At 41.7% G+C, this 22,902-nt stretch carries 27 protein-coding genes; 5 read left to right on the forward strand and 22 right to left on the reverse strand.

Annotation, left to right across the window (positions count from 1 at the left end):
- Nucleotides 1–99: 99 nt before the first annotated feature.
- Entirely contained in the window at nucleotides 100–996 is an 897-nt protein-coding gene (locus ACX9NY_RS07950) for an AraC family transcriptional regulator (RefSeq protein WP_472477997.1), read from the forward strand.
- Between the two features lie 79 nt (nucleotides 997–1,075).
- Here the strand turns inward: ACX9NY_RS07950 and ACX9NY_RS07955 are convergent, their stop codons facing one another.
- Nucleotides 1,076–1,876: a Cof-type HAD-IIB family hydrolase gene (locus ACX9NY_RS07955; RefSeq protein ID WP_472477999.1), complete on the reverse strand. Its 801-nt coding sequence runs from the start codon at nucleotides 1,874–1,876 to the stop codon at nucleotides 1,076–1,078.
- Between the two features lie 266 nt (nucleotides 1,877–2,142).
- Nucleotides 2,143–3,084, reverse strand: a complete 942-nt coding sequence (locus ACX9NY_RS07960; RefSeq protein ID WP_472478001.1) for a ketopantoate reductase family protein — start codon at nucleotides 3,082–3,084, stop codon at nucleotides 2,143–2,145.
- Nucleotides 3,085–3,232: 148 nt separating this feature from the next.
- Here ACX9NY_RS07960 and ACX9NY_RS07965 point away from each other — a divergent pair, with 148 nt between their 5' ends.
- Entirely contained in the window at nucleotides 3,233–3,442 is a 210-nt protein-coding gene (locus tag ACX9NY_RS07965; RefSeq protein ID WP_472478003.1) for a TetR/AcrR family transcriptional regulator, read from the forward strand.
- A 320-nt stretch (nucleotides 3,443–3,762) separates the two neighbouring features.
- Here the strand turns inward: ACX9NY_RS07965 and ACX9NY_RS07970 are convergent, their stop codons facing one another.
- The 3 genes from ACX9NY_RS07970 to ACX9NY_RS07980 all read right to left on the reverse strand — a co-directional run bounded on the left by ACX9NY_RS07970 (nucleotide 3,763) and on the right by ACX9NY_RS07980 (nucleotide 7,742).
- Nucleotides 3,763–5,694 (reverse strand): fructose-1,6-bisphosphatase, encoded by a 1,932-nt coding sequence (locus ACX9NY_RS07970; RefSeq protein ID WP_339233684.1) that lies wholly within the window; start codon nucleotides 5,692–5,694, stop codon nucleotides 3,763–3,765.
- 87 nt (nucleotides 5,695–5,781) lie between these two features.
- On the reverse strand, nucleotides 5,782–6,186 hold the full coding sequence (locus ACX9NY_RS07975; protein WP_339233681.1) for a VOC family protein: 405 nt from the start codon (nucleotides 6,184–6,186) through the stop codon (nucleotides 5,782–5,784).
- Between the two features lie 926 nt (nucleotides 6,187–7,112).
- Nucleotides 7,113–7,742, reverse strand: coding sequence for a histidine phosphatase family protein (locus ACX9NY_RS07980; protein ID WP_339233679.1), 630 nt, complete (start codon nucleotides 7,740–7,742; stop codon nucleotides 7,113–7,115).
- A 248-nt stretch (nucleotides 7,743–7,990) separates the two neighbouring features.
- Here ACX9NY_RS07980 and ACX9NY_RS07985 point away from each other — a divergent pair, with 248 nt between their 5' ends.
- Complete coding sequence (locus ACX9NY_RS07985) at nucleotides 7,991–9,547, forward strand: glycine betaine uptake BCCT transporter (protein ID WP_339233677.1); 1,557 nt, start codon at nucleotides 7,991–7,993, stop codon at nucleotides 9,545–9,547.
- 125 nt (nucleotides 9,548–9,672) lie between these two features.
- Here ACX9NY_RS07985 and ACX9NY_RS07990 read toward each other — a convergent pair whose 3' ends face one another.
- The 3 genes from ACX9NY_RS07990 to ACX9NY_RS08000 all read right to left on the reverse strand — a co-directional run bounded on the left by ACX9NY_RS07990 (nucleotide 9,673) and on the right by ACX9NY_RS08000 (nucleotide 11,988).
- Nucleotides 9,673–9,834 carry a hypothetical protein gene (locus ACX9NY_RS07990; protein WP_339233675.1) on the reverse strand — a complete coding sequence of 54 codons (162 nt, stop codon included), beginning with the start codon at nucleotides 9,832–9,834 and terminating at the stop codon, nucleotides 9,673–9,675.
- A 323-nt stretch (nucleotides 9,835–10,157) separates the two neighbouring features.
- Nucleotides 10,158–10,886, reverse strand: a complete 729-nt coding sequence (locus ACX9NY_RS07995; protein WP_339243093.1) for a pentapeptide repeat-containing protein — start codon at nucleotides 10,884–10,886, stop codon at nucleotides 10,158–10,160.
- A gap of 220 nt (nucleotides 10,887–11,106) precedes the next feature.
- Nucleotides 11,107–11,988: a LysR family transcriptional regulator gene (locus ACX9NY_RS08000; protein ID WP_339233673.1), complete on the reverse strand. Its 882-nt coding sequence runs from the start codon at nucleotides 11,986–11,988 to the stop codon at nucleotides 11,107–11,109.
- Between the two features lie 167 nt (nucleotides 11,989–12,155).
- Here ACX9NY_RS08000 and ACX9NY_RS08005 point away from each other — a divergent pair, with 167 nt between their 5' ends.
- A complete protein-coding gene (locus ACX9NY_RS08005; protein WP_339233671.1) occupies nucleotides 12,156–12,950 on the forward strand; it encodes an SDR family oxidoreductase in 795 nt (264 codons plus the stop codon).
- Nucleotides 12,951–12,976: 26 nt separating this feature from the next.
- Complete coding sequence (locus ACX9NY_RS08010) at nucleotides 12,977–13,318, forward strand: nuclear transport factor 2 family protein (RefSeq protein WP_339233669.1); 342 nt, start codon at nucleotides 12,977–12,979, stop codon at nucleotides 13,316–13,318.
- Between the two features lie 65 nt (nucleotides 13,319–13,383).
- On the opposite strand, the gene ACX9NY_RS08015 is transcribed toward ACX9NY_RS08010, so the two are convergent.
- The 14 genes from ACX9NY_RS08015 to ACX9NY_RS08080 form a co-directional block, all read right to left on the reverse strand.
- Nucleotides 13,384–14,283, reverse strand: a complete 900-nt coding sequence (locus ACX9NY_RS08015) for an alpha/beta fold hydrolase (RefSeq protein WP_339233666.1) — start codon at nucleotides 14,281–14,283, stop codon at nucleotides 13,384–13,386.
- Nucleotides 14,284–14,303: 20 nt separating this feature from the next.
- Nucleotides 14,304–14,924 (reverse strand): DUF2239 family protein, encoded by a 621-nt coding sequence (locus tag ACX9NY_RS08020; RefSeq protein ID WP_339233664.1) that lies wholly within the window; start codon nucleotides 14,922–14,924, stop codon nucleotides 14,304–14,306.
- A gap of 158 nt (nucleotides 14,925–15,082) precedes the next feature.
- Nucleotides 15,083–15,475 (reverse strand): rhodanese-like domain-containing protein, encoded by a 393-nt coding sequence (locus tag ACX9NY_RS08025; protein WP_339233662.1) that lies wholly within the window; start codon nucleotides 15,473–15,475, stop codon nucleotides 15,083–15,085.
- Nucleotides 15,453–15,851: a rhodanese-like domain-containing protein gene (locus ACX9NY_RS08030; protein ID WP_339233660.1), complete on the reverse strand. Its 399-nt coding sequence runs from the start codon at nucleotides 15,849–15,851 to the stop codon at nucleotides 15,453–15,455. Before ACX9NY_RS08030 ends, ACX9NY_RS08025 begins: the two co-directional genes overlap by 23 nt.
- A 49-nt stretch (nucleotides 15,852–15,900) precedes the next feature.
- The gene (locus ACX9NY_RS08035; protein WP_339233658.1) at nucleotides 15,901–16,221 is read right to left on the reverse strand and encodes a rhodanese-like domain-containing protein; all 321 of its coding nucleotides are present in this window, start codon (nucleotides 16,219–16,221) and stop codon (nucleotides 15,901–15,903) included.
- A 198-nt stretch (nucleotides 16,222–16,419) separates the two neighbouring features.
- Nucleotides 16,420–16,689, reverse strand: a complete 270-nt coding sequence (locus ACX9NY_RS08040; protein ID WP_339233656.1) for a metal-sensitive transcriptional regulator — start codon at nucleotides 16,687–16,689, stop codon at nucleotides 16,420–16,422.
- A gap of 71 nt (nucleotides 16,690–16,760) precedes the next feature.
- The gene (locus tag ACX9NY_RS08045) at nucleotides 16,761–17,234 is read right to left on the reverse strand and encodes a DsrE/DsrF/DrsH-like family protein (RefSeq protein WP_339233654.1); all 474 of its coding nucleotides are present in this window, start codon (nucleotides 17,232–17,234) and stop codon (nucleotides 16,761–16,763) included.
- 64 nt (nucleotides 17,235–17,298) lie between these two features.
- On the reverse strand, nucleotides 17,299–18,093 hold the full coding sequence (locus tag ACX9NY_RS08050) for a sulfite exporter TauE/SafE family protein (RefSeq protein ID WP_339233652.1): 795 nt from the start codon (nucleotides 18,091–18,093) through the stop codon (nucleotides 17,299–17,301).
- Nucleotides 18,094–18,191: 98 nt separating this feature from the next.
- Complete coding sequence (locus tag ACX9NY_RS08055) at nucleotides 18,192–18,419, reverse strand: sulfurtransferase TusA family protein (protein WP_339233650.1); 228 nt, start codon at nucleotides 18,417–18,419, stop codon at nucleotides 18,192–18,194.
- A gap of 15 nt (nucleotides 18,420–18,434) precedes the next feature.
- Nucleotides 18,435–19,571 carry an MBL fold metallo-hydrolase gene (locus tag ACX9NY_RS08060; RefSeq protein WP_339233648.1) on the reverse strand — a complete coding sequence of 379 codons (1,137 nt, stop codon included), beginning with the start codon at nucleotides 19,569–19,571 and terminating at the stop codon, nucleotides 18,435–18,437.
- Nucleotides 19,572–19,602: 31 nt separating this feature from the next.
- A complete protein-coding gene (locus tag ACX9NY_RS08065) occupies nucleotides 19,603–19,998 on the reverse strand; it encodes a DsrE/DsrF/DrsH-like family protein (protein WP_339233646.1) in 396 nt (131 codons plus the stop codon).
- Between the two features lie 30 nt (nucleotides 19,999–20,028).
- Nucleotides 20,029–20,598 carry a sulfurtransferase TusA family protein gene (locus tag ACX9NY_RS08070; protein WP_445252739.1) on the reverse strand — a complete coding sequence of 190 codons (570 nt, stop codon included), beginning with the start codon at nucleotides 20,596–20,598 and terminating at the stop codon, nucleotides 20,029–20,031.
- Nucleotides 20,599–20,886: 288 nt separating this feature from the next.
- Nucleotides 20,887–21,744, reverse strand: coding sequence for a DegV family protein (locus tag ACX9NY_RS08075; protein ID WP_339233639.1), 858 nt, complete (start codon nucleotides 21,742–21,744; stop codon nucleotides 20,887–20,889).
- 146 nt (nucleotides 21,745–21,890) lie between these two features.
- A complete protein-coding gene (locus ACX9NY_RS08080) occupies nucleotides 21,891–22,805 on the reverse strand; it encodes a LysR family transcriptional regulator (RefSeq protein WP_339233636.1) in 915 nt (304 codons plus the stop codon).
- Between the last annotated feature and the right edge of the window lie 97 nt (nucleotides 22,806–22,902).

Below are 22,902 nucleotides of genomic sequence, written 5' to 3' on the forward strand. Positions count from 1 at the left end.
TCAATAATATAAAGATAGTACGTAATCGTTGTTGTTTCCATCAATATTGGCTATAATTTTATTAATATCGTATACATTTGTGCAAAGAAGGGATTCTCAATGACAGATTTAGAGGTGTTCTCTGATTTATCAGAACGGTTGGATTATAATCTTCCTGATGTCCCCCTTTATGTCCGCAAAGGAAGCCTTCATCAATTTGATAATCATGCCGCAGTTGCACATTGGCATGTGGATCTGGAGTTTATCTATATATTAAAGGGATCAATGGATTTCTCGGTTAATGGAAGTATCACGCGATTGCATCAAGGAGACGGACTTTTTGTGAATAGCCAACGTTTGCATTTTGGTTACGCTGCTGCGGATCACGACGATTGTTCGTTCCTGGTGGTCGTTATTCATCCCTCTATCCTTGGAGAGAAAACTTCATATCTTAAGACGTACTGGGAAGAGAAGTTCAGTTCCAATATGGCTGATTTTGTTGTACTCACAGAGCAGATGGCCTGGCAACAAGACATCGTACAGTCCATTCAGGAACTCTATCGGGAAATGCATAGGGAACATACGCCTCCCAATCCACTTCGTTTGGTATCCCAAGCGTTGTCGTTGTGCGCTACAATTGGCGATCAGTTGAAGCCTGTTTCCGGTCAACCTGGCATATTAACGCATGTTCAGGAAATGACTCAATTCATTCACCAGAACTATGATCAGAAGATAACACTTGAGGAGATCGCATCTGCCGGAGCTGTTTGCAGAAGTCGATGTTGCCAATTGTTTAACAAATATGTGGGCCAATCGCCAAACAACTATCTCACCCAATATCGACTTCAGAAAAGCTGTGAAATGTTAAAAGAAACACGGAGATCCATAAGTGAAATTGCACTTGCCTGCGGTTTTCAAAGCTCCAGTTATTTTTCGTCCATTTTCCGAAAACAGATGGGTGTAGTTCCACAGCATTATCGCAAACAAGTTACCAACAACGACTCGGACCCCAAGTAACGTTTTTATCCAATGAAAATAGGGCAATCCTAAGATTGCCCCCGTTAGATCGAACATGTAGTACCTTGTCAGACAAGGATTACTGCAAATCCAGTATTTTTTGAACCGTTAGAAGAACGCCATTCTCTTCGTTGGATTTCGTGATGAAGTTTGCTGCTTTTTTCGTATTATCACAAGCATTACTTACTGCAAAACTATATTTGGCGATGGCCATAAGCTCCACATCATTCTCACCGTCACCAAATGACATCGTCTCCTCGTATGTGACACCCAGCATGTCTTGCAGCTTCTTCACGGTCTCTCCTTTGTGTGTGTGTAATGCCGTAATATCCAGCCATCTGGCTTCCGAGTCAACAATGTAAACCTGTCCAAACATTGTACCCTCCACATGCGCTCTTAATGCTGTACTGCGTCCTTCTGTATCAAAGACCGTAATTTTGATAAATTGACTCTCGATGGTTTCGAAGGAATCTGTTTTGATTACACGTTCATAGGAGCCTTTCACGACTTCGTACATTTCTTCCGAAATGGAAGAATGAACGTAAGCAGCATCGCTTGCACATACGATAAGAGTCATCGTGTTGTCGAAATCCTGAATTCGATCAATCGCCTTCATGGCAAGTTCCTTTTCCATGCTGAACTCTTTGATGACTTCACCATCTTTTTTGATTCGAGCAGCGCTGTCACCCAGAATCCAGACTCCTTTGCCATGTTCATCAAACAGTTTTTCTACACGTTCACATTGTTTCCCGGTACAGGCTACAAAAGTAACTCCTTTTTGCTGCATCTCGGCATAAACCTTTTTGAAAAGTTCAACATCGTACGAACCCTTATTGTTCAAAAACGTTCCATCTAAATCAGTGACTACCAGTTTAATCATATTTATGCCCTCCATTGTATAATTTGTTTGCTCTTGTGCTGGAGATAATCCACTTTATTTAAACACTTTATAATGTATATTTAATAAGTGTTTAGAAAAACTCATCATGAGTTCTACATGAATGATTGTGATCTCTCGCTACAAAACAAGATTAAAATATGTAACTGGTTTCATGTCAATTTTTTTATTTTCTTATTCCAGTTGCAAGCGGCTCAAGAAATATGACGGACCGAGGGTAACTGAGAGATACAAGTGATCGCTTCATTTCACATTTCTTTTGGGTTATCCATCCAGTTCGTTCTCGATGTAATATCATTTTGACTTAAAAATTTCCTCAAATCATTGTTCAGTTGTAAAATCTCATTGTTCGCATTATTTGCATAATCCGGCAACATCATATCCCTAACCATTTTAGTTCGCAGCCATGTCATAAAAAATAGATCCAACAATAAATTCGGAAATTTAAGTACCATTTTAAAAATGGGCGGATCGAGTGAAACGCCAGCTTGTTGTATTGCCCTTAGATACGTTTTCAAAGTGACTGTTATTCGGTGGGCCGTCGTTCTGGTTCTGGCTGTTTTGTGATCAATGATCTTATGTTGAGGATGCAAAAAGCTCAACATGGCAATGTCTGATACGGAATGTGTGATGAGATACGATTGCATATCCTTTTTAATAACGTAGGGAAGCTTGGCTGTCTTAAATAATTTTGCAAGGTTCTCTATACGCTCTGTCACCACACCTTTAATTTCTCCAAATACAGTTGCAGCTATAAACTTTGGTAAAAATCGAGCATGTAATACTTCATCTTTAATCTGTCCTCCGAAGCCTGGAAAAGCTGGTAAAAGTCTATCTCCTACGATATCCAGCCACGAGGAAAATCCAATGGAGTTACTAGTCATCGTAATTATATTTTTGCTTTGATTATCTTTTAGCGCGAACAACGCTGATTCGGATCGATCATAACGAACGGTAACGAAAATAAAATCATATACATCGTCATGTTCGAGTGTATCAATGACATTCACTTTAATCGATCTAACTGCCCCTTTTTCTACATATTGCAGGCCATTTTTTCTCAATGATCTATATCTATTCGAATGTGCAAACACGGTAACATCAAATCCTGCTTCAATAAACTTAATTGCGTACATGCTCCCGATAACACCTGCACCAAAAATTAAAATTCTTTCTTGTGTGGTTGACATGATCCACCCCCCTAGGTAATAATATTTCCTTTTGATTATCAGACAACATGTTGTATGATGCGATTATAAATCTTCATTATGCCTTGATCAACCAGCAGTTTTTTAATATTTGTCGGATAATACTCGTAATCCATAACAGGAGGAAAACATGAAAAAGCAACCTCAAATAACGGAGAAAACAAGACAAAAGTTTATAGAAGTTTTCTGTGAGCTATATAGTCAAAAGCCGATTGAAAAAATTTCGGTTCAGGAAATTGCAAAAAACTCAGGATATAACCGCAGCACCTTTTATCAATACTTTACGGACATTTACGCATTGTTAGACGCTGTTGAAAATGATCTGTTGAATGACATATAACGCCATACTTAATTGAGTTTTACCTGACAACTTCCCTTGCTTTATTTCGTCTTTGGCTCCAGCGTGAAAAGGATTTATCATCAGAAGAATTTCTCAATTTAGTGCAGAACCTATACTCAAGAGGAATTACCCATCTGGATCAATACTAAGGGATAATTGATTCCTGTGGCGGTGGCATCTCATAGGCTCCTGCCTTCTGTTACATCGCTCCCTTTAAAAAAGAAAAACTCGTACAGGCAGGGTATTTACTTCCCTGCCTGTACGAGCGTCTGTGTTTAATTACACTCCAACATTTGATCCGGATGTTTTTAGCAATCGTTTTAATTCATATAGTGATATTCCAGAAGGTCCTTCAAATTTGAGATTTTCTGCTGCAGCTTCTCTCCAACATTGGTTTCCTTCACCAGTTTTCGTTCCAGTTCTTTATCCACCAGTCTTTTTACAGACAATACGTCCGTTCCGTTGCATAACACATCTTCTTTTGAATTAAATTTCTGATGGGCGACGAGCTGCATGCCAAAGGAATTAAACAGCAATGTATATCCGGCAATGCCCGTTGTGGATTGATAGGCTTTGGAAAAACCGCCGTCAATCACGATCATTTTGCCGTTTGCTTTAACAGGGCTCTCTCCACGAATTTCTTTGACTGGCGTGTGGCCGTTAATGACATGTCCATGATCCGGATTCAGATCAAACTCCTGCATGATTTTCCGGCAGACCTCTTCATTCTCACGTAAATGGTAGTAGGGATTCTTATTCTCTTTATGTGCTTCTTTATCCTGGATAAAATATCGTTCAAACGTAGTCATTTCTCTCTTTCCAAAGAGCGAGGAACATTCCCCTGTCCAGATGTACCATACCATATCCGTCGCCAGATCTTCTGTCTCCTCCGGATGCGCGAAGGCGTAGCGTAGATAATCTTCAAAAACATCAAGCAATTGACGACCCGCATATGTCTTGTCTTCAATCTGCATTTCTTCCATATTTCCTTCTTCATCCAAAGGAATACAGCCGTGGATTAACAAATTTCCGTTATATTTTAAATAAAGACTACCCTTCTTCATAAGAAAGTTCATATGTCTGGCCAGTTTTTCGGAATGCTGAACGGAGAACAGGAGCTTTTCCATTACCTGACGTTCTTCTTCCAGCAATTGCTCAGGCTGCTGCGGATTTACGGTGCTAAAACAGGTGTTTTCCAGCGTGTACGTTTTTCCGCAGATATTAATTTCATGGTTGTCGTAATCAATCTTCTCCAGCAAAAGTCTTTCAGACATATTGAAGTATGGGCGTCTCTTAATAATCGGGATTTCCAGTTTAAACTGGATCATGGCAATGGCCTGGTGAATTTTGGTGATCTGCAGAATTTCCTGCTCCGATACGTTATGGCCAGCTTGCAGTTTAGGTCTAAAGGGCAGATTGTCTTCGTAATATTTCTCCGCCAGATTTAACAGTGGGCGCAGATTGATTCCGTACACATCTTCAATGATGTCCAGATTATCGTACCTGGCGCAGATCCGGATAATATTCGCAAGGCAGACCAGAGAACCCGCATAAGCACCGATCCAGAGGACATCATGGTTCCCCCACTGAATGTCTACAGAATGGTAGTTGATTAGCGTGTCCATAATTTTATCAGGGTCCGGCCCCCGGTCATAGATATCTCCAACCACATGAAGATGGTCAACTACCAGGCGTTGGGTCGTATAAGCAAGGCCGATGATGAGCTTGTCCGCCTGGTCCAAAGATATAATTTGTCGATATATTTCCTCGTAATAAGGGTCCTTATTGTTGGTCGAATCCGTCTTATATAGAAGCTCTTCTACAATATATACATACTGCTCCGGCAGAGCTTTACGCAATTTCGAGCGCGTATACTTGGAAGAGGCATAAGAGATAAGCTTAAGCATGTGTTCAATCGTTCGTCTATACCACTGGTTCAGAGCCTGTTTATTGCTCAGTTCACCTATAACCAGCTGTATTTTTTCTTCCGGATAATAAACCAATGCGGCAAAATCATTGATTTCTTGATCTGTCCAAGCTTCCCGGAATAATTCTTTGATTTTCTCTCTGACGGTACCCGAACCGTTTCTTAGTACATGCTGAAATGCCTGGAACTCCCCATGCAAATCGCTGACAAAATGCTCGGTTCCCTTCGGGAGATTGGAGATCGCTTCAAGGTTGATGATCTCGGTTACGATCTTTTCTTCCGTATCATATTTTTCGGCCAATAAATCTAGAAACTGCTCATCCAAAACAGATGTCCCCCTCCAAAGAAGTAATGTCTTCCCCAATCATACTCCAATTCGTCGTAGATGAACAAATTTCATTGAAACTGTACGTTAATGTCTATCTTTAAACCGTTTAATCGCATCCTCAGTCACGGGCTCAAAAAGGTTAAGTAGGTTGCCATCGGGATCGCGGAACAGCATGGAACGGTTTCCCCACGGCATCATGGTCGGTTCTTTTACCCAATGATCGACAAATGACTTTAAGCGCTCATATTCGGCTTCTACATCATCGACTCGAAACTCAATAATGACAGTACGGTTATGAGCGCTCAGTACAGCATCCGTACCGAATAACTGTGCCGTCTGGGTATGTCCTATTGCAAGGGTACATGATGGCACAACGAGTTCGGCAAATACCGGTGCAGGTCGTTCTGCCGTAACCTCCAAGACTTTTTCGTAGAACTCAACGAGACGATCCACGTCGTCAGTAATGATGCGTACAGAAGAAAAATTCACAATATATCATCCTTTCTAAATCTAACTGTGTCCTATTTTTTTGTAAAACAGACATGTTACTTATCCATATCTTTTACTTTTACATATCCAATGATAAAAAAACGCTACTGACAACGTTATGTCAGTAGCGTTTTAAAATGATTGGGGCTTTCTTTCACTTCACTCTAAAGTTATTTTGAGCATATTTGGATACGACAGGTACCGCACTGAACAGACAGCCTACAGTCAATACAATTAAGATAACAGTGAGCACCCACAGAGTTGGACCTAAAAACATCGTTATAACAAAGCCTAATGAAATAAGACTGTTCACTAATGTAAAAAGAGGATTATTGGTGTCCAACTCCGTTGTGTAGGGTTAGAATACATAATATACCAATAGATGATGTACTGAGAAAAATATGGACAGTGTCATCGTCATAAACCAGATAGCAAGCAATGTACTTATATCCTTTCCTTCAGACAAAACAAGTATAGAGATACTTAGTACGGCTGCTAGACACGCAAGATAAAAGGAGTAGCGCATAAGCTGCATATCACAATGGTAAAATAGCCCCTTACAAACCTCTCGACCTATTGTCAGGCTTAGCATAGCCATAATGAGTAAAGGCGTATATCGTTCCACCGTGTTTAGAGTTACTGTTCTCATTTGCAAACATATTTAAAAGTTGTGTGGTTTTAATATAATCAGTCCTCTCATTATTTTGAGAATCGTCTTTCTTGATCGATATAGCCAATATTGGTAAAATAGACAATCCTTCATAATGTATTCTATTTTGAACGTAGAATCCCTCTCTTGGAACCACTTTATATAAAGTATATGATTTTATTAATTTCTAGATTCTTATTTTTCCGTCAGGAAACGATAAAAAAAGCCGCCAAAATAGCGACTTGAATGAGCATATGTTCTTCTTGTCCCTCGACATCTAAGACATTCCAGCTTGCTGCAAAACATCTTCTAGTTTCAATTTTCCAACAACTTGATACCCTTTATGGTCTCCCAGTGGTTTAATAATGAATGTCTCCATACTCGAGAGTTCTCCTAATCCCAGACCGCTAGGAAAAGAGTGAGCTACAATAAGCCTGTTCGAATTCGTTGGAGAGGTTTGCTCCACTTCATTTGTAAATGCTTGAATTGTACTGTTTATATTTTCTGTGTCCAGATTTTGACTGAGTTTATATATGTTTAACCAAAATGTATTTTCTTTTACATTTTGTGCACCAAACGCAATCTGAGCAGTTTGGAGAGTTCGACACAGGGGACTTGCTTCCACGGGGAAATGGACGGGGATATTTAGTTTCCGAATAGCATGACCATATTTTTCTGCCTGTTCCTTTCCAAGCGCACTTAAATTCCTCTGTGTGGAGCAATCTGTCAGACTAAAATCTGGTTGATCAACTCCAACTGTTGCATCTCCATGTCGGACATAAAGGATGTAACCCCCTTTTTGTAGATCACTAATGAGAGAAGATGTGGATATTTCTGATGCTTCGGCAGTATGATATGCTCCAAAGAACAGAAAAAGACTAATGGCTAGAACGGTTAAACGGTACATGGATTTCCCCCCCCTTTTTCTCCCTACTCTCCCCCTTCTTATCATTTTTTATTCAACATTTCTTCTCCTTGGGGGACATCAAAAATCGATAAATCCTCTCCTTTGAAAAAGAGGACTTTCTCCTCACCTGTTTCAATACACGTCGAATTGTTTTATGTTATCAACAGCTGGATTTCCGAATGATAACTAGCCGGACTAGCACATACTAAGGAAAAGTTGGATGAAGATTACATAATGGAGGTCTCATCATGGTATTTACCATCACAATTATCATCGTTGCACTGTTTGCAATATGGGGGGGCGTCGCTCCTGATCAGCTGGCGGATGCAGCAAACGTTGCCTACAACTTCTCTATTCAGAATTTTGGCTGGTTTTATTTGTTAGCGACACTGTTCTTCCTGATCTTTGCTTTTTATCTGGCATTCAGCCGATTTGGCGGGATCAGGCTGGGGGATGACGATGATGAACCGGAATATTCTACGATTTCCTGGCTGTCCATGCTGTTTAGCGCTGGTATGGGAATCGGACTGGTTTTCTGGGGAGTTGCCGAGCCCCTGTCCCACTATTTATCTGCCCCGGAAGGAGCAGAAGCCGGAACTGCGCAGGCAGCAAGACTTTCCATGCGTTATTCCTTCTTTCACTGGGGGCTGCATCCTTGGGCGATTTATACCGTTATCGGTTTGGCGCTCGCTTACTTCCAGTTCCGGAAAGGTTATAAAGGGTTGATCAGTTCTACCTTTATTCCTCTGATCGGTGAGCGTCTTGCGGCTGGCTGGCTTGGCAAGATCATTGATATTCTGGCTGTTATTGCCACCATCTTTGGTGTTGCAACCTCTCTTGGATTGGGTGCACTTCAGATTGGTGGGGGACTGAATTACTTATTCGGTATTCCTAACTCGACGTTGTCCCAGATTGTCATTATCTCAATTGTAACCGTACTGTTTCTAATCTCGGCAACCTCCGGTCTGGATAAAGGGATTAAGATTCTAAGCAACACCAACCTCGTTATAGCTGTGCTATTGATGGTGTTTGTATTAGCGACTGGACCGACTTCTTTCATATTTGACACATTCACGACAACCTTGGGCAGTTATATGCAGAATATTATTAACATGAGTTTGAGATTGACGCCGTTCTCAAGAGAAACCTGGATTGGAGCATGGACGTTATTTTACTGGGCTTGGTGGATCGCATGGGCTCCTTTTGTCGGCACTTTTATCGCAAGAGTATCCAGAGGCAGAACCATCAAGGAATTTGTAATTTACGTCATGGTTATTCCAAGCCTTTTCGGATTTATATGGTTCTCAGTCTTCGGCGGAACCGGACTTCACATGGAATTGTTCAATGCCGCTCATCTGGCGGAAGCCGTCAAGGAAGATGCGACAACCGCCCTATTCCTTATGTTGGAGCAGTTGCCTTTGGGCTCGATCGTAGCATTCATCGCAACACTCCTCATCATGACCTTCTTTATTACGTCGGCTGATTCGGCTACCTTTGTGTTAGGCATGCTGTCTTCAGATGGCAAGCTAAACCCAAGTACAAGAGTGAAATTGACTTGGGGAATCATGCAGTCCGCTATTGCGGTAGTGTTGCTGATTAGTGGGGGATTGAACGGCCTCCAGACGGCCTCCATCGTGTCTGCATTGCCGTTCGCTGTAGTCCTTATCGGGATGTGTTTCTCCCTGCTCAAGGCACTGCAGGCTGAGGACAAAGAGCGACGTCAGAAGGAAAAACGGCAGCGCCAAAAGCTGAAACGACTGCTGGAGGAACAAGAAAACTTGCAGCCTGAAGTTCCGGGCACGTAATGGAATGTAGTACAATCTTCTCCTTCTATTACATGCAAGTACATAAAAAAACCAAAGTTCCAATCGGAACTTTGGTTTTTTTTTATGTAACATTTGAAGTTTTTTGATTCCTGTTGACTTTTGCATCAGGTGCTTTGGATAGCTTTAATAACTTCAACCTTTTTATCTCCTGCCGACTTCGCTACCTCTAATGTTGTTTTACCTTGGAAAACGACGATTCCGCCAGTAGCCAGCATAGAAACGATTAAAGCTGCGCTAACGGCTGTGCAAAGTTTCTTCTTGATCATAACGATACCTCCGATTTTTTTATATGGATTCACGTCACTCAACACAATGTGCCGTGCCGATCCCGTAATCAATTTCTACTTATACTTTGTCTCGAACAATTACATTATTTCACTTTTATATTCGGTATTCCCATCGATTATTTTATTATAGCTTACTGACAATGATTGTAAAAGGTTTAATTGGAGATACAACATGAGAACAAGTCCTTTTTTCTTCAATCGAAACACGAACTTGTACAAAAAAAATAAGCCGCTGAAATAGCGATTTAATGAAAATATGTTCGTGTCCTTTGACATTTTTCCACGGCCGAGTTGTTTACGCATTATTCCAGACTGCTGAAAAATCGTTCAACAAATACATCACCATATATTTTCTTCATATGCGCCGTGTTAAAAATATATTGTTCCATATGCTCAAGCTTGCGCAGATTGCGGACGAGTACTTTCCGAACATCGTCAGATAGATCAGCGTCATCGTCTATCTTCTTCATAGCCTTTTTCACACGTGAGGATACCTGTTCAACATATACATGGTTTTTTGATTTTGGCGGAATACATTGCGTTAGGTCACAGCCTACAAAACGAACTCCGTCAAGGATGCAGTTTTCAAAATTGGCGATTAGCTTTTGTGTGCCATCTCCTTCAAACGTAATATCCACCAGCTTGCCGGTAAAGGAACAATTGACGATATTCGCCGCTTGTAGAATCCGGTCATTAAATCGGCATTTAAAAAAAGTACAGTCGATAAACGTTGCATTCTCCAATGTCATGCCTCTCAGATCGCAGGAGGGAAATTCGCAATTGGTGAAAACAGCTTCGTTCCTGGCAATGCCAACAGAGCGTAAGTCGGAACGGATAAAAGTACAATGATCAATCGTACAACCGGCAAAAAATCTCGCATTGGTAAAATCGCAGGTATCAAATACAAGATGTTTCAGGTTACAGCTCCAAAATATAGGTGAACCAATATTCGAATTTGTTATGGTTGTTTCGCTGATCGTTTCGTGTTCATACCTGACAATATCAGTGAATATTTCGTTGTCTATTGTCATGCCAGACTCCAGTCTTCTCATCCCTATCACCCTATCATTTCTTCGAAATATTCTTCCGTGCTAGAAAAAAAAAGTCCCATTCGGTGCCCCGTTTGGATAACTTCTAGGTAATTGACTATGATCTTGTACCAATAATATAAGAAAGTCGCTTAAAAAGCGACTTTAATAGATAGATGTTCTTGCATATTGCCATGACTTCTTCAATCCTAAATTTTGGCGGTCATTCTTTTGGATGTAAAGTTTCAACAAATGCAATAAACCTTTTGGCTGCTGGAGAAATATGATGATCTTCTCTCCACTTCAACCCGATTTCCCAGTACCATCCTTCATCAAGGATAGGGATCCAGACCAATTCATCTAACATTAACCCCAATGTCTTTGGCAATACTGATACACCAAGACCCGATTTGATAAAACCGGCTACAGTGATCAGGTCCTCCGCTTCATAAGCCGAAGCAAGAACAAAACCGGTATGTCGAAAACGGGACATGATCGTTTCTTTTAATCCGCAGTTGTTTTTCAATCCAATAAACGGCTCGCCAGATAGCTCTGCCAAACTAAGAGCATTACAATCTGCATAACGATGTTGGGAGGAAACAACGATATATAAAGGAACATTTTGAACCGTTTTCCAGTGATGATTGTCCAAAGTAGATTCCCTCGATGTAATCATAACATCCGAAAATCCTTGTTCTAGATGTTCATCGATATCCCCTAAATTTCCTTGTGTCAATTCGAACCGCACTTTAGGGTACTTCAATTGATAACTCCGGATTAGGTTAGGAATCAATTCAACACCAAGAATGTTTAGATAAGACAACGTAATTACACCCGTATCAGGATTGGACCACTCTTCGATTTCCCTGAGCCCATTTTCAATATTTTGTAGGGCTCTACCAATCCATTTAGAGAACATGGTACCGTTTCGGTTCAGCTTTATATTGCGTCCATTGCGCTCAAATAATGGAGCTCCTATTTCATTTTCAAGCTTGGCAATTGCATGACTTAACGCTGGCTGAGTAATACCGAGTTTTTTGGAGGCTAATGTCATATGTTCAAGCCGTGCAACGGTCATAAAGTATTCTAATTGTGTAAGTTCCATTAGGACAACCTCCTATATTAATATTATTCATCATTTTCATTATTATAATAAATTGGACGTTATGAAAGTGGCAAGTGTAGTATTAGTTCTAGCTCCTCTCTCATAACACAATGTTAAGAGACAAAGCAGTTTTTAATCATTGAATATTATTACTAGGAGGAATAATTATGCATAAAGAATTTGAGTACTCTCTATCTGAATTTAAAGGCAAAAAGGTGCTGGTAACTGGAGGAACAAAGGGAATGGGACAAGCTGTTGTAAAAAGACTTGCAAACGCCGGAGCTACAGTCCTTACTACTGCCCGTTCAGTATCCACTGACTTGCCCAATTCAGTGAAATTTGTTCAAGCAGATGTCGCCACACCTGAAGGTACAGATCAAATAATTACAGCAGTAAAAGAACAACTTGGAGGCATCGATATTATTGTCCATTGCGTAGGTGGATCAACCACACCACCTGGAGGCGCACTTGTATTGAATGATGACGATTGGCTTCATGCATTAAATTGGAATTTACTCGCAGCAGTTCGACTTGATCGTGGCTTAATTCCACTTATGTTAGAAAATAATTCAGGCGTTATTCTTCATTTCACTTCTATCCAAAGACGTTTGCCTTTATATGAAACTACACTGGCTTATGCATCTGCAAAAGCCGCGCTGGCTAATTATAGCAAGGGACTATCAAATGAATTTTCCCCTCAAGGAATTCGCATAAATACATTGTCTCCAGGGTTTATCCAGACAGAAGCGGCTGACGCACTAATTGATCGGATCGCAGCGGAAACTGGAAGTCGAGAAAGTGCTCTTGAACAACTCATGACTTCACTCGGAGGTATCCCCATTGGACGGCCAGGGTTTCCTGAAGAAGTCGCTGAGCTGGCCGCATTTCTGGTATCAGACCGAGCAGCATCTATTACAGGTAGTGAATATGTCATTGATGGGGGAACTATCCCTACCGTCTAATGCGATTTAATAAGAGGAGGAACAATATGGATCTCAATCATTTACCGTTTGTAATTAGCAAATACATTCATGCATCTAATAAACCAGACCCAGCAGTATTTGTAGATTGTTTTTCAGAAAATGCCGTTGTATTAGATGAAGGAAAAAAGCGAAATGGTAAACAGGCGATTCGGGAATGGAGTGATCAAAACCATTTCGCGGCGAATGTAACCTTAAAGCCAACAAAGGCAAAAAAAATAGGAGATGAAATTGTGCTAACATGCAAGCTCGATGGTACCTACGACAAGACTGGTCTACCCGATCCACTATTATTGAATTATCATTTTGTACTTGTTGACGATAAAATCGTCAGATTATCTATTATCTAAAGATAAACACAAAGGCCTTAGAAATTGTTTTCTAAGGCCACTTTGGAGGTCTATGATTCATCATTTCAATTCGGTTTGTTACGCTGAGCTGTTCGAACAATTCCGTCAATGACCGTTCCAAACAGCTGTTCCGGCAAATCATGTCCCATGCCTTTAAGCACCATATATTCGGAGCCCGGGATGGCTTTCGCCGTGTCTTCTCCGCATGCTGGCACAAACATGGAGTCTTCCGCTCCATGGATGACTAACGTGGGCACACCTATTTTTGCGAGTTGCGGACGCCGGTCTCCGGATACGGCAATAGCTGCAATTTGTCTTCCGATACTGCCCGGATCATACGCTCGTCGCAGTTCTTCACGAATCATGGAATGATACTCTTCCTCGTTAAACGCATAACCCGTACCTGCAATCTGTCTGGCAAAAGCCGTACTTTGAGCCAGATATCCTGCCTCATCCTCTCTCGGGTTCGGAGCTGGACGAGTCATTAACGCCATGATCTCTGGTGAAGTCTGCGGAAGTTCTGGATTGCCTGTAGTGGACATGATTGAAGTTAGCGAGATCACTCTCTCGGGATAACGGCTGGCAGTGAGTTGGGCTATCATACCACCCATGGAACGTCCAACAATATGTGCTTTCGCGATGTCCAGTGCATCTAACAATCCAATCGTATCATCAGACATATCCTCAAGCGTGTAAGGTATATGGGGGCGTTGTCCTGACATAAGTGTTCTGGCGAGTGTTTCAAAATCCAGAGGATCGTGATGACTAAAATGAGTAGATAATCCGGTGTCTCTATTGTCAAAACGAATTACCCTGTATCCTCTGGCTGCCAGCATTTCACAAAAGGGGGCCGTCCATCGGATCATTTGTGTTCCCAGCCCGGCGATCAAGAGAATGGTTTCATGCTTTTCATCGCCATAACTGTCATAAGCAAGATCAATACCATTAACGTTTAATCTATTCATTAAAATATTCTCCTTCAAATTTATATTTGTTGCATGAACGCACCTTTGGCCAAATCCTTAACATAGTCTCTGATATCTGGCGTCCAGTCATCAATCCATTCGTAAAAAAGAGCTTCATTGCCGGCATACAGTGCTCTCAGAGCCTCTTCATACTGGTCAAAGTCGCCTGCCATTGCAGTCATGAAATGATACGTCGCTTCTTGAGCGGCACGAACTTTACTTTCACTCTCACCCACACGGCGGGCTTCATCAATCAGTTTCCTCAATGTGACAGAAGCGCCTCCGGGTTGAGCTTTCAACCATTCCCATTGCCTGGGAAGTAGCGTAACTTCGCCAGATACTACGCCCAGCTTGGGACGACCAACCTTGCGAGCAGGCTGTTCATTTTCTTTTTCTGTTGTATCCGAAGTAGGCCCTTCCATACCCTCGCCGTGTAATCGGTCAAGCACTTCAACGGTGCTCCCGCGAAAATCAACGTCAACCGGTTTACCTGTCCCATCATGGAAAATAAGGATTTGTGCAAGTTGACTGTCCTCCAGATTATCTTTGGCAATACCAACAACATGTTGTAATGAGCCCTTCGCGAAGCAGGCTCGATCCACAAAAGCGGTGTAGCTGATTGGGTGTGATGAAGCTTGCATATGACTCCTCCTTCTCTGATCTTACCTTGACTCTTTTATATTACCCGGGTAAAAATATAAAGTCAATATTACCCGGGTATAATTATTTGTTTTGAAAAACGTCAAAAAACAGCAGCCCGATGAATGGACTGCTGTTATACAGCATATAGGTGGGGAATTTATTTTTTGGAAATCAATTTTTCTCTCCATGCACTTACGCCGCCTTGAAGATTAGAGATCTGAGTGTAGCCTTGCTTGCTTAATATTTTGGCTGCACTCTTGCTGCGCATGCCACTCTGGCAGTATAGAAAAACACGCTTGTTCTGTGGAATCTCGCTTAATCGCTGCTGCAGTTGCGACAAGGGGATGTTAATTGCTCCCGGAATATACCCTCTTTTATATTCAGCAGGCTCGCGCACATCCACCACCATGCCTGGAGGGTTTGTTTTGATGGCCTGTCGGAATTCATCCGGTTTTAGGTTGGTCAAGCCGGTGACCGGCTTCAGTCGAGTATAGAGGAACCATACAATCAGAAGCAAAATGGCGATATTAATAACAGTGCTTGTGTTCACTGGACTCTCCCTTTCTATTCATGGCAAAATAACAACCCTTCACTGCATACAACTGTCTGAATCCACGGCGTGCCAGTATGCGGGCTGCTTTTTGGCGGGATAGCCAATTCCGTGAAAAGATCATGACCTCCTGATCGGGTGACAGCTCCTTCATCCAGACTGCAGACAATCGGCCAATGGATATATTAATTGAACCCGGGATATGATCTTGCCAGTACTCGCTTGAGTCTCTGATATCCAGTATTCTGACGTTAGACCACCGTTTCTGTGACGGGTCCCATTCCTTGCTGTTCACATAGGTTAGGGAGGAGACCGGCCAGAGCTGAATGATTAGCCATAGGATACCAATTGTAGCTGCAATATACACCAGTGTCATTCATAACATCCTTTCTTCCACGTGCTTTCATTCCTGCAGTGAACAGGTCTTATCTAACCAATTGATCGTAATCTGTCCAGTTGCTAAGACCGCCTGTCATATTCACAATCTGGAACCCTTTCTCATGTAAAAGTTCACAGGCCAGGCCGCTACGGTTCCCGCTTCGGCAGATCACAATGATCTCTTGTGAGACTGGCAGTTCCTCAACCCGTTCCATCAACTGGCCTAGCGGAATATGTTTTGCCCCCTGTACATGTCCTTCTTCCCACTCAGCATCCTCCCGAACATCTAGCAGGTATAGCTGCTCCCCTTGTTTCAACTGCGACGATACCTCTTGAGGGGTGATTACTTTTGGAATTTGAAATGCCATCTACATCCGCTCCTTTTATAAAAAATATGGTTTTCAAGATGCTTTCTATTTATCTTCAAACCGAACATATGCTGAATGTATCCATATGCCGTCCATTATCATTTTAAACATATACCCCTATGGGTATTGTAACAACAGACTAGAACTTTCTCAAGTCTAGCCAGACTCTCCATTTTAATTCTGATTCTTGTACCTTGCCTATCGGCTTTTCACAAGAAGCTCCACCGCTTCCTTCACTAACTTACTCGTATCATTATTGCCAGCTTCTTGTTCAGCCTTGATACATTGTTGGAGATTATCTGCCACAATTTGTGCTAGAGCCCGGTCAGAAGCATTACGGACAGCGGACAACTGAGCAACAACCTCTTTACAAGGTTTATCTTCTTCCATTAGACGAAGCACACCACGGACCTGTCCTTCAATTTTGCGCAAACGTGTTTTTAAGCTATCTGAATAATGATATTCCATATCCAATCTACTCTCCTTTATAGCATACCAGTATAGGTATATTATAGAGCAAAAAAGGTTAGCTTACACCTTTAAATAAATAAGTTTACCTTTCCGTTCGATGCATCACCCAGATAAGCAGCAACACCTGCATATTGCAAACCATCGAGTAACTCTTCCTGTTTTAAACCTAGAAGATCCATGGTCATGGTACAAGCAACCAGCTTCACTCCTTGTTCTTGTGCCAATTCCATCAATTGAGGCAGGGATAAGGCATTGTGTTTTTTCATAACATGTTTAATCATTTGCGGACCCAAACCGCCAAAATTCATTTTGGAAAGACCAAGTTTGTTGGCTCCTCGTGGCATCATCCATCCAAAGGCCTTTTCCAGAAAACCTTTTTTGGTCTGGATAACCTCGTCTTTCCGAAGAGCATTCAGCCCCCAGAACGTGAAAAATATCGTTACTTCGTGATCATATGCCGCTGCTCCATTTGCAATAATGAACGCCGCGATTGCTTTATCCAGCTCCCCGCTGAATAAGACGATCGTTGATTTATCTGCCATTAATCTTAATCCCCGCTTTCTTGAATACATAAATTACAATATCTTGAGAATGTGTTTCGCTCCTCTAAAGAATTGTTGACCAAACTTTCACGGCTGTCAGCGCAATCAATACAACGAGTCCATACTGAAGCACCTTGACATTGATTTTGGAACTGATTTTGGATCCTAGAGGAGCACCGATCAAACTTCCTACGACTGTAAATAAAGTTGGCCATAAAGGAATATGTCCGCCAGTAAGCTTTCCAATTACCCCGCCGATGGCTGAGATAAAGACGATGGCAAGTGAAGAAGCGATGGTCGTACGTGTCGGTATTTTAAGAATGGTGAGCATGATGGGAATGAGAATGAACGCCCCGCCCGCACCGACAATTCCCGAGACAATACCCACGATAAACGCTGACACAACCGCGATGATTTTATTAAATTGAAGATGATCTTGTATATTATCCGAGCCCCTGCGAGGAATCAGCATCAGTATAACTGCCAACAAAGCAAGAATGCCGTAGATCAGGTTAATAACATCTCCTTGAAGCAATCCCGATATATATCCTCCGATCAGACTTCCTGCCAGAATCCCGCTTCCCATATAAACAACGAGTCCCTTATGAATGACGGGTGGCTCCAGCTTTCCTTTGCTGTTTTTCTGAAATGCCAGAACGCCTGCAAGCGAAGCAAAGAAAACCTGAAACATGCTAATTGAAGAAACCTCATGAGCTGTGAAATGAGCTACCCCGAATAGTGGAGGTACATACAGCAATAGCGGATAGTTAATAATGGCCCCACCGATCCCTAACAACCCTGAGAAAAAGGACCCGATTAAGCCAAGAGTGATCATAATGATCAACATGAGGAAATCCATAGTTCTCCTCCTTTCCCTGGCTTAATCTGAATTAAGCCAGTTTTAAACACGCGAACATTTGCCCGGCTTCCTACTGCGTGTTCGCTTATTGTAGTGATTTAGATTTTTCGAACGTAAAACGTATACACTCCATCCTTTTCCTCATGAGAAATCAATTCATGTTTCGTTTGCTTCACCCAAGCCTGAAAGTCATTAAGGGAACCTTTATCCGTAGACAGGACTTCCATGATCTGTCCGGCTTCCAGACTATCCAGTGCTTTCTTTGCTTTAACAATCGGCATAGGACATGCCAATCCTTTCGTATCTACAGTCATATCTGTTTTCATCTCATGTTCCTCCTTTTAATTGTCATGCACGGCACAGCGGTTGGGACCAATTTCCATCTCACGTTGTTTATCTTCATCGGGTGTAATTTTACCCATGTTTGTCTGCCGGATCTCCTGATACGCATTCGGTTGAGGTGGAAGATTCTTGGTCACCGTGCGACGGAAATCTTGCTCATCACCAATGTTAAGGCCCGGATTTTTTTGATACAAATCAGAAAGTTTCGCCATAACTCGGCCGCCTTCCCCGAGCTCCGTTACTTTTCCAAAGTGTGCAGGCAGGACGATAAGCTCTGAAGAAAGTACTTTATATCGTGTATAAAGTGTTTCACGAAGATCACCTACCCAATCCTCTGCAAGACCCGCCAGATCAGGACGACCAATCGATTCAATGAACAGGATATCGCCGGTCAACAGATATTGGTTATCTATAATAAAGGATGTGCTTCCGATGGTGTGTCCGGGAGAGTAAATGGGCTGAATTTGAATCGTTGTGCTGCCGACCTTGATGTCACGCCCTTCTTCAAGCTTCTCATAATTAAAAGTAACTTCCGTTGCATCTTTTGGAGGCAGCCAATAAGTGGCACCCGTATGCTCAGCTAATTTTCGTCCGCCTGAAATATGATCGGCATGCAGGTGTGTATCCAGTGTGTGTTTAATTTGTACTCCTTGCTCTCTTGCAAACTGTTCAAACACTTCCGTCATCCGCAGGGTGTCAATCACTGCGGCTTCTCCCCCCGAAATAACCATATAAGACAAACAGCCTTTCCCAACTCTTACGAACTGAAACAATGAACCTCCATCCTTCAATTCGCCAACTTTGACGGGTTCCAGATGTTCACTCCATGATTTCATGCCGCCTTCAAGGTAATAGACGTTGCTTCTGCCAGCTTCAACAATTTGTTCTGCCACAAATTTGGAAGAGCCTTCCTTTGCACAAACAACAAGCAATTTTTTCCCATCAGGAATCTTGTCGAGTGCATCATCAACGCCGTCTAACAGATCAAAATAAGGAATGTTCACGATATCTACACCGTATCCTTCAATCTTCCAATCGTTGAAATCTGTTTCATTCCGAACATCAAGGATAAATATTTCTTCTTTAGCCAAGACAATAGTAGTTAGTTCCTTTGCCGTCATTGTTCTTAATTCCATTGCTAGTTTCCCCTTTCATCCTGCAAGCTCATTAGAACGACAATGTAACATTGGCATCCTTCGCAAAATCTAGAAAAGTGACTGCTCCGCCGACCTCAATCCCATCGATAAAGTCTTCTTTGGTCAGGTTCATTACATCCATCGTCATTTGACAAGCTATAATTTTGACTCCCAACTCCTGAGCCATTTCTACGAGCTGTGGAATAGATGGAACATTTGCATTTGTAAAGCCTTCAGCAATATGTTCAGCTCCTGCCGGGAGCGGCAGCTGGTGATGGGCTTGCTTATGAATCAAGTTTAATCCTTCAAATGTGAAGAAAATGGCAACCTCTGCTTCAGTTGCTGCTGAAGCGGTAGCAATATTAAACACTTTGTATGCATCGAACATCCCACCATTGCTTGCAATAATAGCCACTTTTGTACTCATTGTTATTACCTCCGATTTTTTAATTGTTATTTATTTTTCTGTTGGCCCTGTCCAGCCAGTCATGCCTGGCTCTACATTATTTACTTTTTTGAATCCTTTTTCGGTAAGAAATTGACAAGCCAGATCACTACGATTGCCGGTTCGGCATACAACATAAATATCATCTTCCTGATTAAGCTCCTGGATTCGGTTCTCGAGTTCACCAAGCGGAATAGAAATGGCTCCCGCAATTCGATTAAATGCATATTCAGCAGGTTCACGTACGTCCAGTACAGTCACCTTCTCATGATCTGCAAGTTTTTTCTGTAATTCATCAGTTGAAATGACATATGGATGTTTCTTCTCTTCTTTGGTTTCGGTCGCACTCGCTTTGCGAACATAATGTTTAAGAACGTCATTATCCTCTAATGTTCCCAGATAATGATGACCTGTATTTTTGGCCCAGCCTTGGATGTCCGCGAGAGAACCCTTATCTGTAGCTTGTATTTCAATAACTTGACCAGCATCAAGTTGATCGATAGCCTTTTTCGTTCTTACGATCGGCATAGGACACGCAAGCCCCTTGCAATCAATGGTTTGATCTACTTTAATTTCGGACACTGTAACGACCTCCTCCAATATGATTATGAATAAGACAAGCATTAGAACAGAGCAACGAATGATATGTTTTTCTTCAGAAATGGCTCTGCACTCCGTTATAAACAGGAGATTAATACGTATACCCCTATGGGTATAATACAAAGATCATTTGTTTTTGTCAACACTTCACTAGATAGGAGATATCACTTAAATTCTGGAATAAAGGTTCTGAATATAAAAAAAACCAACCACTTAGGTGGTTGGCTAATCTCTACTCCGATATTCTGAAAAAAGCTGTCACATGGAGTTTTACAAATCGATATAACTGACAGCAATTGAACCAGGACCTGTGTGCGAGCCAATAACACACCCGCCCTCAATAAGAATAATATCTTTAAAGTGATTCGTTTGCATCAGAGATGCATACAGTTTATCCGTCATTTTCTCTGCAAAGGTTTGAGCGATAATAAGTACGTTTGGACAAATCTCATCTTTACGGCTAACAATTTTTTGAACAACTCCGTCCAGAGCCTTTTCCATTTTCCCGCGATACTTCCGAATAGAGCGCACTTCTCCCTGAATAATATTCAGCACAGGACGGACTTTAAGGACATTCCCGATCAAATGCTGTAAACTGCTCACTCGTCCACCCTTATACAGATAATCCAGACGGTCCACGAATACCTCAATATTAACCTTCTCTCGTACATTCTCAATATCCTTGATCACTTGTTCAAGCGAACAACCCTCTTCAAGTGCCCTTGCCGCACGTACCACCAGCATGGCATAGCTTGCAGACAGATGCATGGAATCCACGATATGAACCTGCCCATGCGGTAGCTCGGATGCTGCAATATGTGCATTCTGGTTAGTGGAAGACACCTTGGATGACATACTGATATATAAGATTTGTTTGCCTTCTTTGAGTGATTTTTCAAAATAATGAATGAAATCGGCTGGAGATGGCGCTGCTGTTTTGGGAATGATGCCTTCTTCATCTGAGCGACGATACAATTCTCCAGTCATGATATCTATATTATCTTTGTAGGATTGAGCGCCCATAACGACATATAAAGGTACAACGCTGATATCGTACTGGTCGAGCAGTTGCTTTGATAAATCTGAAGTGCTATCCACCATTAATTTAATGTTCGAAGGCATTTTCATAGCTGCATCCGTCCAATCTCTTCGTATTTTGTGAAAATATAAAAACTTAAATTATCATTTGATATAAAAGTATATCACTTTATGGTGTGAGTCAACTTTCCTGTGAGAAGCACAGAAAAGTTGATGCCGATATCTCCGTATGTCCTTCAATTCATCTGGGGACTAATATGATTAACCAGATCCGTAAGTCTGGCTGTAAATTCTTCAACCATTATAGGGATTGGCTCATTCACTTTTGTAATTCTACCCAGTATGGGTTTGTTATCGGAGCCGAGTTGTTGGATTGGAACCGTGACCAATTGTTCCTTATAGGTGGAGGCCAAAGCATTAACGATAAAATCGGGAGCAATTGTAATCGCATTGCCCTTAACAACCATCTGACCCAACGCATCAGTGTTATTCGTAATTAGAGATATTCGATTGCCAGCACTTGCAGACATCAGATCATGGGCAATATTTTCGATATGTTCATCTTTATATAGAACAAACACTTCGTTCTCCAAGGTTTCTGGAGATATCATTTTGAAAAAACGCAGTGGTGAGCTTGTATTCATAATGATTACAGCACTGCCCTCAACGATCGGGAACCATTCAAACGTAGAATTTTGTTGACTTTTACTGTAGGATAATAAACCCATGTTCGCGTAACCTTCCTGTACTTGCTTCATGACGGTCTGAGTATCTCCTTCAATCATCTGCACCTTAAGCGCCGGATAACTTTGCATTAGCTCTAACGTTGCCTGAACGACTTGCGGAACAAAACCGGGAATGGTTGCAATCGTAATGCTCTCCATATGATCTTCCTTTAACATGAGCAATTCTTGCTGCATACTGTCTATATTTTTTAGAATAGCTGCTGCATGTTTCAGGATCAACTCCCCTTCTGTTGTCGGAGAAACGCCCTTTTTGGTGCGGTGAAAAATGATGGTATCCATCTCTTCTTCAAGCTGTTTGATGGATTGGCTGATTGTTGGCACGGTTAGATGATGTACACTTGCTGCCTTGGTAAATGAACCGAATTGTGCAGCAGATATTAGATATTGAAGCTGGGAAATATTCATCTCATTCTTCCTATCCTTAATTAATTGTTTAGGATACTAAAATATTATTAAATATATTTGATGCTTATAATCAAGTATGATTTGTCTAAGGAGGTCG

The sequence above is a fragment of the Paenibacillus sp. CB74 genome (genome assembly GCF_055687625.1).